The sequence below is a fragment of the Qipengyuania qiaonensis genome (assembly GCF_019711515.1).
Lineage (GTDB): Bacteria > Pseudomonadota > Alphaproteobacteria > Sphingomonadales > Sphingomonadaceae > Qipengyuania > Qipengyuania qiaonensis.
Map to the genome: position 1 here is coordinate 1 of NZ_JAIGNO010000023.1, position 10,542 is coordinate 10,542.

The 10,542-nt window shown below is 54.5% G+C and carries 7 protein-coding genes and 2 pseudogenes; 4 read left to right on the top strand and 5 right to left on the bottom strand.

Annotated elements, in window-relative coordinates:
• Window positions 1-89 precede the first annotated feature (89 nt).
• A pseudogene (locus K3174_RS16925) lies at window positions 90-262 on the bottom strand (IS3 family transposase); the annotation flags it as partial.
• 229 nt (window positions 263-491) lie between these two features.
• Window positions 492-1,226 (bottom strand): class I SAM-dependent methyltransferase, encoded by a 735-nt coding sequence (locus tag K3174_RS16600; protein ID WP_221560560.1) that lies wholly within the window; start codon window positions 1,224-1,226, stop codon window positions 492-494.
• A 107-nt stretch (window positions 1,227-1,333) separates the two neighbouring features.
• Here K3174_RS16600 and K3174_RS16605 point away from each other — a divergent pair, with 107 nt between their 5' ends.
• Window positions 1,334-1,966 carry a class I SAM-dependent methyltransferase gene (locus tag K3174_RS16605; RefSeq protein WP_221560561.1) on the top strand — a complete coding sequence of 211 codons (633 nt, stop codon included), beginning with the start codon at window positions 1,334-1,336 and terminating at the stop codon, window positions 1,964-1,966.
• A gap of 30 nt (window positions 1,967-1,996) precedes the next feature.
• Here the strand turns inward: K3174_RS16605 and K3174_RS16610 are convergent, their stop codons facing one another.
• A complete protein-coding gene (locus K3174_RS16610) occupies window positions 1,997-5,458 on the bottom strand; it encodes a glycosyltransferase family protein (protein ID WP_221560562.1) in 3,462 nt (1,153 codons plus the stop codon).
• A gap of 50 nt (window positions 5,459-5,508) precedes the next feature.
• Between K3174_RS16610 and K3174_RS17055 the strand changes: the two genes are divergently transcribed.
• Window positions 5,509-5,637, top strand: a complete 129-nt coding sequence (locus K3174_RS17055) for a hypothetical protein (RefSeq protein ID WP_282099737.1) — start codon at window positions 5,509-5,511, stop codon at window positions 5,635-5,637.
• Window positions 5,638-5,733: 96 nt separating this feature from the next.
• Here K3174_RS17055 and K3174_RS16930 read toward each other — a convergent pair.
• Window positions 5,734-5,907, bottom strand: a pseudogene (locus K3174_RS16930) (IS3 family transposase); the annotation flags it as partial.
• Window positions 5,908-6,096: 189 nt separating this feature from the next.
• Window positions 6,097-7,680 carry a glycosyltransferase family 4 protein gene (locus K3174_RS16620; RefSeq protein WP_221560563.1) on the bottom strand — a complete coding sequence of 528 codons (1,584 nt, stop codon included), beginning with the start codon at window positions 7,678-7,680 and terminating at the stop codon, window positions 6,097-6,099.
• Between the two features lie 271 nt (window positions 7,681-7,951).
• Here K3174_RS16620 and wecB point away from each other — a divergent pair, with 271 nt between their 5' ends.
• The gene (wecB, locus tag K3174_RS16625; RefSeq protein WP_282099738.1) at window positions 7,952-9,067 is read left to right on the top strand and encodes a non-hydrolyzing UDP-N-acetylglucosamine 2-epimerase; all 1,116 of its coding nucleotides are present in this window, start codon (window positions 7,952-7,954) and stop codon (window positions 9,065-9,067) included.
• Between the two features lie 24 nt (window positions 9,068-9,091).
• Window positions 9,092-10,348 (top strand): UDP-N-acetyl-D-mannosamine dehydrogenase, encoded by a 1,257-nt coding sequence (wecC, locus tag K3174_RS16630; RefSeq protein ID WP_221560565.1) that lies wholly within the window; start codon window positions 9,092-9,094, stop codon window positions 10,346-10,348.
• The last annotated feature ends 194 nt before the right edge of the window (window positions 10,349-10,542 follow it).

Below are 10,542 nucleotides of genomic sequence, written 5' to 3' on the forward strand. Positions count from 1 at the left end.
CCAAACGCCGCGCAGCAGGCAAAGCCTCGAAAGCCAGAAAATCACGCTGACAAGGCGGCCTCCACGCCACGCTTACGTTGCTACTCTAAGGCCAAGACTGCATTGCCGATAAGCTCTGTACTGTTGACGCTCACGATCATGCCCGGCTTGCCGCGCCGTAAGTGAGCTCGGTTAGCTCACTTGCGGCGGTGTTTTTTGAGATCGAAGTGTCTGGCACTATTGCCAAGCATTGGCTCGTCATGTCATCGGCCGCTTTGAACACCCCGATAATCAGTTCTTCAACGAGCCTCTTGCGTTTAATCGCCCTTGCTTATTGTAGGCCAGACTCTAGTCGCTCACAGAGGAAAATCAGGGGAAACGTGAGCGTATCGCACTTCAACAGATTCTGGCCGCACATTTTGCCTTCGACAGTTTGAAAGAAGAACTGCCCAGTTCTGAGGGGTTCTTTTCACGCCTCGTAAGAAAACATGCCGTGTCGCTTGCAGCACGCCTTAGTCCTTCTTCTTTAGATGAACCTTCGCACCTTTGTAGAGTAGATCTTCCTCCGGAACGTTGTAAATGTTGTTAGCCAATACCCGCGCTGCACCTACAGGGTCATAACGACTATCCACTTCGTCACGCCACTCGGCAATTTCAAATGGCGATGACTCAACAATGCCGCGGGTGTCGGTACGTCCCATTCGCGAGAGGTCTGGACGATCGTAAATAAAATCGACCGCCCTTTTCGCGACCTCTGGCGTGCTTCCGTTTTCGATAATGTGCATCTCAAGCCTGTCCCGCGTCATATGGAGGTGTGCATAGTCGGGTATAGGACAATCGACCTTACTGTGGCGGTAATGGTGCCCGAGCGAGCAGGACCAGAACGGTGCTTGCCAAAACCAGTATGATCCGCCGGGCCGCAATACACGGTAGGTTTCTGCAAGATGGAGTTCAAGTTCGCAGATGTGCTCCATCACGGCCACCGAATAGACCAGATCAAAATATCCCTCAGCGAACAATTCGAGGTCGCGGGCATCATGTTTCAACACGGTCAGGTTGCTCGGCGCAGCCTTGAGGTTCTTGAGCGCAAGGTCGCTCAAGACGAAATCGATCCCATGAAAGTGCTTATCGTGAAACCGGTTCGACAATTCGATAGCAGTCGTAAAGCCGCCCGCGCCGATTTCCAGCGCACGCTTGACCCGCGCAAACTGCGGGAACTCTGTCACATATTTGGATTGCCAACCCATGGAAAAGTCTCCGTTTAATCTCAGGCTCAGTCGAGTGGCTTGCCTTGCATTCACATTCAAGGGGGGTAATGAGAAATCTTGCACGACTTAAGGACCCGAGGATTTTCATGGATCAGTTGTTCGTAGCCGAACGAACCAAGTTGGAGCCTGTCGAGAACGCTACGCTGCTGGGCGTGCGTCAGAAGTTCGACGAGGAGTATGGGCGCCGGTTCGGAAAAACGAAGGGTACCGGCCTTTATTCCGAAACAGATTGGCGCCGTTTGAATTGGGTGTTGGACCAGATTCCGGAAGGCTGCAGGTCCATCCTTGATGTAGGCACAGGGCCCGGGGCTCTAATCAACACACTCGCGCTCAGCGGCCGGTTTGAACAGGTCAATGGAATCGACGTCCGAGAATACTCCAAGTTTGTCGGACTTACGGACAAGTTTACCTTGGAAATTATGGACGCGACGAACATGACGTTCGAAGATAGCCAGTTCGACTGCGTCATATGCATGGAAGTCATCGAACATCTTCCGGATGACACGATGGACGCGGCCATTTCAGAACTCCGCCGCGTTGCGCGCAAGCGCTTGATCATGAGCGTCCCTTTCGAGGAGCCCGAGCCGCTACCCCACTATCACTTGCAGCGTTTCGACGAGAAACGCATTCAGCGCGTTTTCCCACGCGCAGAGTACGAACTTGTCGGCGTCGAAAGGCCTGTGCCGTGGGTCTTCCTGACCGAGACTTTTCGCAACTGAGGCGAAGTCTCGGTCGTCTAGACGAGGACATCAGACGCGGACGTATTTCATCGCGAATCCATCAGATATCTTGGTCGCGTTTTTCGTTACCTCTGCTGCCGACGCACGCCACGTATGCGCCTCGGTATCAGACCGACGGATCAGCACGAAGTTGAAAGGATCAGTCGAATAGACTTGTTCGCCAGCGGCGAGGCACTCGCGGATCCACTGCGTATCAGTCCCCCGCCTAAATTGTCCGAACGGCACCTTTTCCAGCACGCGGCGATCAGCAACCAAGGTCGGGCCGGCAATCAGTCTGGAATATCGATGCACGCGATGCTGGAACCGCTGGTAGAGTGTGTCTTCGGCTTCGAGATAGCTGAAGACGCTCTGCTTTCCGACAATCCGCGCTTGTGTGTATTTGAACGGCAGAAGCATGTCTGACGTGTAGTTCTCGAAATACACATCATCGTCGTCGATCTTGAAGAAGTAATCGCCTTCCATGACTTCAATGCCGGCGTTCAGACAGTCTCCAAGATACGCACTCTCGGGCAGTTGCAAAACCTTGCAGTGGGGCACGTCCGCCAACTGTCTTTCCACCTCGGTCTGATCGAAATCGTCCGAGTTGAGCACGATGATCAGCTCCATATTGGGGTGAGACTGGCGCAGGTAGTTGCGAACGACGTTATCAAGATAATGCTGACGATTGGTCGCACATATCCAGGATGCCTTCGGAGAAGGTGCCCTTTTTCTGCTCCGCAATCCGCAGGTCTTGGCGATGAAATCGATACGATCTTGCGCCGTGTGCTCCGTCATTACGCGACGATAGCCGAGGTGACCTATCCGGTGGCGATAGCGATTATCCTCTAACAAATGCGACAGCGCGGTTCGCGCTTGCTCGGCATCGTGTACAACCGGAACAATATCGCCGAACATTTTTTCTAGGCCACTAGATGCCGTGGACACGATTGGTGTCGAACATGCCAGTACTTCGAAAATACGGCGCGCGAACATAGTGTCTGATTGGGTAACACTGTTGACGTTGAGGAAAACCTGGAAGCTCTTGTGGATGCGCAGCATCTGGTCGTAGGCAACCTTGGGTTTCAGGAACTTCTGGTACTTGTCCGGGAAGCGGTACTTGCCAGCACCGTTCTTCTCTTCGCTGTGGCGATCATAAATCGTAAACTTATGCTCGCTTGCGGCATCGAAGAGCGCCGGCGCCAGAATCGAGCGATCCCCGTGTTTCTGGGCATACCAGCTACCAGCAAACACGATCTGCTTATCGTCCCGTTCACTCTTGTCGATCGGATTGTGCAATTTGGGCTGCGCAAAGAATGGTAGGGCATGGACATTGTCATGTCCTACCAACTCCTTGTATTTCTTCACGCAGTTCACATCGCTCGTGAAGATGTGATCGAATAGAACTACGGAGTCCTTGAAAACTTCGAAATTTGGCGGATCTTCCTTGTTCCAGATTACGGTTGGGAGGCCGCGTTTGCGGCAAGCTTCTAATACCGCCTTTAATGTCGCGTGACGTGCACTCTTTGGATTGGACATGGCGTAGTTCCAATCGCCGCCATTTCCTCGCCACACACTTTCGGCGAAGAACGCGTCGAATTCACCGTTCTCGATTTGATCATCCCAATCGTCGATAGAGAGCCGCGTGATATGTGTGTCGTGCTCAAGGGCCTTCTCGGTAAATTCATCGAGCAGGGTCAGCAAGCGCAGGGCATCGGGGCCTGGTTCGGGTTTCGTCACCGCAGTTTTGACGACAACCGACCCTGTCGTTTCCGGAACAGAATCGGCTTCTGCCGGCGCTGGGTTGGACTTGGCTTTTGTCGGTGCGCGATCGGACTTACCGCAATCCTTTACGAAAGCTGCAGGGTATTCCTCGCCAACCTTGAAAATTCGGCGATCTTCGGCACGGCCATGCCGTAGGTAATGTAGGAGCGCCGGAACGCCTTCGCGTGTTACATCTGGATGAGCCTTGTGATATTTGAATGCGCTGAAATCAGGTCCTGGATCTCGCATTTCGTAAGCACCATTCATTACGTAATGTTCGATTGGGTTTACGCCGCTTTCTTCGACATCAGGATTCGCAGACAAGTACCACTTTGCGTCAAACAGACTGGATGCCTGGACCAGCCTCATATCCTCGGCGATATGCTGTTTTGCGCGTCTTTGCGCGCGTACGCGATGAGGTTGATAAAAAGCGCGCTGTGACGACATTTGCTGCGCTGTCAACTTCGACAAGATTTGGCGACACATCTCGCCATCTTCTTGCTGCGCCATGAGTTGACGCGACTTCTCTTCGGCACGCGCCGTAGTATGACGGAGCGCCGCGATTTCAGCCAGCCGACCTTGATCTCGTTGGTTGAGTCGTGCGACCGATGCTTCACTGTCGACGAGATCTTTCTTAAGCTGATCAAGTTCCTCTTCGGCAACGGAAAGATCCCGTATTGCCGTGGCAAGCTTCTTGTCGTTAACGGCGAGATCCTTCCTGAGCCGATCAAGTTCCTCTTCGGCTACAAAAAGGTCCTTCCTAGCCGTGGCGAGCTTGTTGCTGAGATCTGTGTTTAGAGCCTCGGCCTTTTCAGCCTGCTCTAGCCCAGCCTCAAGCTCGGCCCGTGCTATAGCGAGCTGTTTGAGCGCCTCATCTTCCGAAGCACGCGTTTTGGCCAGTTCCTCGCGTTGCTTGCCAAGATCTTCGCGGTCGGACTCCGAACTCTTCTTCAACTTTTCGATCTCGCGCAGACTTTTCGCGATACGCTTGCGGCGGTCGTCCATGATCTCTTGCGCGGCGTTCTGCGACGCAAAAGTTCCAGCTTCGGTTACTTCCAGCAGTCGATCGATCGGAAACCTGGTATTCTTGGAGGCCTTGCGCCCGACGTAGCGGATGTATCCATCGTCGACGCTCAGGTGCTCGACCGACAGGAGCCCTCTCGACAACTCCACAAGATCGCTCGGAAAAAGCGTTTGTTTGTGGTCATAATTCGAGCTTATTCCGAACGGAGTGGTGATCACCAGGACACCATCGGGTTTCAGTAGGTTCACACAAAGCTGGACCAGCCTTTCGGGGGCCAGCAAATGTTCGATCACTTCGCCGACCAGCACCGTATCGAAAGCTGGCTTGCCATCTGCAACGCTCGCAAGATCGTTGACCATAAAATTGACGCGCTTGCGCACTTCCTTAGTTTCTTGGGCCGAGAGCTCTACCGCGTATTCGATAGCGTCTGGGTTGAGGTCGATGCCGGTAACGGCGAAGCCTTCCCGAGCCGCGAGGATCGAAAGCACGCCCTCGCTACATCCCACATCGAGTACATCGGCCCCATCGATTTGCTTGGCCATCCAGTAGAGGCGGTTCCGCGTCTTCTCGGTCGACTTGCGATCGCCGATCTGGCCGAAATAACTTTGCGCGACTTGATCGCGAGCGATCAAGCCTTCTCCACCCTCACCGGATTGTCTTGCATTTATTTGTTCATAGGTATGGTCAGAGATGATGATTTTGCGCATTCTGCATTTCCGTAATAATTCGCGAACGTACTTCACGTCGCCAATTACGCATGGAATTCGACACCGGCAAGGCCGGCGTAAGGGGCGAGGCTCAGAACTCATTTCGGCAACCAGACGATGACGATTGCGGCGATGCAGGCACGCCCGGCATGGCGCCGCTTCCCCGCAACTGGGATTAGAGCTGAATGGTTGTTTGACGCGTTCGGTCGTTAAACCGCTCTACATCGGCTTGCCCGAGGTGATACAGTACCCTCCACGCCGAACTGCTCGTTTCAAGCCAATACCACGTTGCTTCTCAGCCCTTTACCTTGGTCGGTTACGATCATGCCCGGCCTGCCGCGCCGTGCGATGAGCTCGGGCAGCTCACACACGACGCTGTGTCCTGAGATCGAGGTGCCTAGCACCGCTGCCAAGCACTCTCCCGTCATATCGTCGACAACGTTGGGAACCCCCGGCAATACGCTCTTCAGTGAGTCAATTCACGCATGCAAAGGGGATACACCCCTAATTTACCGACGCCTTATTGAACAAACACCTGAACTGGGTTCATCAATAGTCGGAAAATTGATCTCCCAAGTGAGCCAAGAAAGCAAATCAATTCAAATGGCGCCTTTGACAACAGTACTTGCAACGCCAATTCATCTGTTGCGGGACAGCGTTACCGTTGAGGCAACGCCCAATAGGACATCGGCAACACTGTCCCAACTGCGCTTTCGCCGGACCCATTTACGCCCCGCCCGCCCCAACTTGCGCTGCAAAGGCACATCTTGCAACAACCGAAGCAAGGTGTCCGTCAAGGCAGTAACGTCGTCTTTTGTGAATACCAGCCCGGTCCTGCCATCGTGCACCATTTCGCGCATACCACCGACCGACGAAACCACGATAGCCTTTTCCATCGCCATCGCTTCCAACGGTTTGAGAGGCGAGACGAGCTCGCTCACCGGTAGCGATTTGCGCGGAAAAGGTGCGATATCGACCAACGAATACCACTCCGCCACCTCTTCATGCGGCACCCGGCCCGGCATGATGAGCCAATCTTTCAGCCCGCCACGATCGATAAGCTCGCAAATTTCGTCTGTGACCGGAAACGCGCCTTCATCGTTCGGCGGTTCGCTGCCCACCAACAACAGCCTAAATCCCATCCCCTTGGCTTTCAATTGGCCGCAAGCCTTCACCAGATCGTCCAGCCCTTCATATGGCATGAACGACCCTATATAGCCGATTACCGGCACTTCAGGGTCCAGATTCAGTTGTTCTAAAAGCCTTTCGCTCCGCGGTTTGGGCCGGAAAGTATTCACGTCAGCGGCATTGGGCGCAATAGTAACTCGGTCTGCCGTCACACCGCGCGCGACCAGTTCGTCACGCATTGTGTCGGTCAGTGTGATCACCGCATCAGCCGTTCGAGCAACGGAAGCTTCCATGGCGATCTCCTGCCGCCCCATTGGGCTTTGCAAATAGTCGGGATCGCGCGAAGCGCGTGTGATCTCCCAGAACCCCCGCACTTCATAAACAAACGGCAAGCCCAGCTGACGAGCAGCAAGACTAGCCGGCAGCGCAGCAACAAAATTGGATGCAGCGATCACGCAAGATGGACGTATCGCAACGAATTGCCTCATCAGCGTCTCTGCGGCGCGCTCTAAATATCGCAGCGGCGCATGAGCAGTGATATCAGAGGAAAGACGAGCAAAATCGCGCTGCAAAGGGAAATGGATTCTATGATAGCCAACCCCGTCTACTATTTCCAAGGCAGTAAGCGAATCGTAATCTCGCTGGCAGCTTTCTAGATCAGACGGAAAACCTGGCCTGGTCAGGCAGACAATGTCAGCACCTTTGTCCAGCAACGACCGCGCTAAACGATGACTACGCATCGCATAGCCGTTACTGGCATAAGGCAGAGATCTGTCCAGCACGTAGGCGATTCGTTTTGGTACTGGAACAATGCTCTGTTGGCACCTGTCCGCCAACCGCTCCATAAGTGCTATCGCGCGTAGAGGTCCAGCTTCAATCTCTCGGATAAGTGTCCTTAGTTCTGGAAATTCATCGGCACGTGCTCTTGCCATCTCTGCCGTGGCTTTCAGCCGCACTGCATCAAACTGTCGCAGCGAGACCTGACCATATGCTCCGATCACTAGGCTATCTTGATGAAGCGCTACGGCATCTTCGACCAAAGTAGTGGGCGACGCCCTACCTTTGGCGACCAATTGCACGGCCGCCTTTGCCATTCCGCGGGCAATATACCGATCCCTCTCGTTCTCGCTCGCCATACGCTTTTACAAGTTCAACATATTGAGTTGGTCTCAAACCCGCAGATTCGGTTGACATAGCGCGGCAATCGCACATTCAACTCGCTGTTAGGATTCCTTGTGGTGCTTGACAACTCGGAAGAAAAATAGCCCGAATACCGGCGCTTTGGCTTCTGCCGAGACTTGTATCTCATATCGATATGAGCAAAGCGCCTGCCGCAGACATGGCGGAGCAATGGAAGGGTCTGGTTTGAAAATTCTCGTGGTATTCGGCACGCGCCCCGAAGCAATCAAAATGGCCCCGGTTGTGCATCGACTGAAGGATACACCTGGTTTGAATGTGCATGTCTGCGTCACCGCACAGCACCGCGAGATGCTAGATCAAGTGCTTTCGCTGTTCGATATCGCGCCTGACATGGATCTCAACGTGATGAAGCCCGGACAGGATCTCACAGATATTACCGCCAACATCATTCTAGCTTTGCGCGATGTACTGAACGAGGGGCGCTACGACCGCCTATTGGTGCATGGCGACACAACAACCACCATGGCCGGAGCTCTTGCCGCATTCTATGCGCAGGTTCCCGTCGGGCATGTGGAGGCTGGCCTGCGCACGGGCAATTTGTACGCGCCATGGCCGGAAGAGGCGAACCGAATGATAGTCGGCCGTCTTGCAGACATGCATTTTGCACCGACCGAAACCTCCCGGCAGAGCCTACTGGCTGAGAATGTTTCCGATGATAGCATTGTGGTGACCGGGAATACCGTTATCGATGCTCTGCAGCAGATCGTAGCGCGGCTGGATGCCGACAAAGCGCTCGACACGCAGATGCAAGCCAGTTTCTCTTTCCTAAAAGAAGGCCGTCGACTGATTTTGGTGACCGGCCACCGCCGCGAGAATTTCGGTGAAGGATTCGAGAATATTTGCCGTGCACTGCGCGATATCAGCCAGCAGAGCGATGCGCAGATCGTCTACCCCGTACACCTAAATCCCAACGTCCAGGCGCCGGTGAAGCGCATTCTTGGCGACACGGATGGCGTGCATCTGATCGAACCTCAAGAGTACCTGCCTTTTGTGTGGTTGATGCGCCGATCGCATTTCATCATTACGGATTCGGGCGGCGTGCAAGAAGAAGCTCCGTCTCTGGGCAAGCCGGTTCTCGTAATGCGCAATACGACCGAGCGACCGGAAGCCGTGGATGCCGGTACAGTCCGGCTTGTTGGCACTGACGCAGACAAAATCCGCGATTCCGCCCTTTCACTGCTGAACGATGCGCAGGCCTATGATGAGATGGCACGCGCACTCAATCCCTACGGCGATGGCAAGGCTTCCGAAAGGATCGCCGCCGCTCTTACGGCCGGATAGAAACACCAAAGGACTTATTGATTGATGTTTGATCGCATTTCGATGGTGGGCCTGGGATATATCGGCCTGCCGACCGCAGCACTTTTCGCGGCGCACGGAACAAGAGTAATTGGCGTAGACGTTTCCGAACACGTCGTGGAAACCATCAACGCCGGAAAAATCCACCTCGTTGAGCCGGATCTAGACGGCGTAGTGCACAAGGTCGTGTCCGAAGGTCGACTTCACGCAACGCTGACACCCGAGGCCGCGGACGCCTTTATCATCGCTGTACCCACACCCTTCAATGATGGTTTCGAACCTGATCTCAGCTACATTGCCTCGGCCGCGAAAATGATCGCCCCGGTTTTGCAACGCGGCAATCTTATCGTTCTGGAAAGCACGTCCCCGATCGGCGCGACCGATCAGATGGCAGAGTGGCTGGCCGAAGCTCGACCTGATCTCACATTCCCGCAATCGGCTGGCAATGATGCGGATATTCAAGTTGCGCACTGCCCGGAGCGGGTGCTGCCGGGGCATGTGCTGAGCGAATTGATCGAGAACGACCGCATCATTGGCGGCATGACCCAACAGGCCAGTGAAATGGCAGTAGCATTATATAAGAAGGTCGTTCGCGGCGATTGCGTCATCACCGACGCTAGAACAGCGGAAATGTGCAAGCTTACGGAGAATAGCTCCCGGGACGTGCAAATTGCGTTTGCCAACGAACTTAGCACCATATGCGACCGCTTTGGTATCGATGTATGGGAACTCATATCGCTGGCGAACCGCCACCCGAGAGTGAACATTCTACAGCCCGGTGCCGGCGTAGGCGGGCACTGCATCGCAGTGGATCCATGGTTTATTGTGTCGTCCGCGCCGGAAGAAGCGCGTTTAATCCGGACAGCACGCGAGGTAAACGATGCAAAGCCGGACTGGGTTCTTCAAAAGGGCAAAGATGCCGTACTGAAGGCATTGGCTAATGATACTTCCCGTACGATGGCGGACATCAAGCTTGCCTGCCTAGGCCTCGCGTTCAAACCGGATATCGACGATTTACGTGAAAGCCCGGCGCTGCGTATCACACGCGAGTTCGGGACGCTGGGCTGCCAAGTATTGGCGGTAGAACCGCATATCGATAAGCTTCCGGCAAATCTCGCCGAGTTGCCAGTGAAGCTGGCCAAGCTGGACGAAGCTTTGGAAGAAGCCGATATCGTCTGTGTGCTGGTCCGCCACTCAGCCTTTTCCGGGCTGCGCAGCAAATTACAGCCGGAGTCACAGCTTGTCGACGTGGTAGGGCTTTGAGTGCAGACCATCCAGCTGGAAATTGAGTAGCAAACCTATTGCTTGGCTGAATAACTGACCGGCCGGAGGCCGGTAGGATCACGCGGAGGGGCTGAAGCCGTGCTTGTGGGTATGGCGTGTTCCCCGTCAGCGCCTATGGCACAGATTTGGGGTTGTGATTTAAGGAGGATTTGGGCTTCGTCGTAGTGACGAAG

Bases quoted from the DNA above. Each gene is read 5' to 3' on its own strand.
- K3174_RS16605 (WP_221560561.1), top strand. From the start codon at position 1,334: ATGGATCAGTTGTTCGTAGCCGAACGAACCAAGTTGGAGCCTGTCGAG.
- K3174_RS17055 (WP_282099737.1), top strand. From the start codon at position 5,509: ATGGAATTCGACACCGGCAAGGCCGGCGTAAGGGGCGAGGCTCAGAAC.
- K3174_RS16620 (WP_221560563.1), bottom strand. From the start codon at position 7,680: ATGGCAAAGGCGGCCGTGCAATTGGTCGCCAAAGGTAGGGCGTCGCCC.
- wecC (WP_221560565.1), top strand. From the start codon at position 9,092: ATGTTTGATCGCATTTCGATGGTGGGCCTGGGATATATCGGCCTGCCG.
- K3174_RS16600 (WP_221560560.1), bottom strand. From the start codon at position 1,226: ATGGGTTGGCAATCCAAATATGTGACAGAGTTCCCGCAGTTTGCGCGG.
- K3174_RS16610 (WP_221560562.1), bottom strand. From the start codon at position 5,458: ATGCGCAAAATCATCATCTCTGACCATACCTATGAACAAATAAATGCA.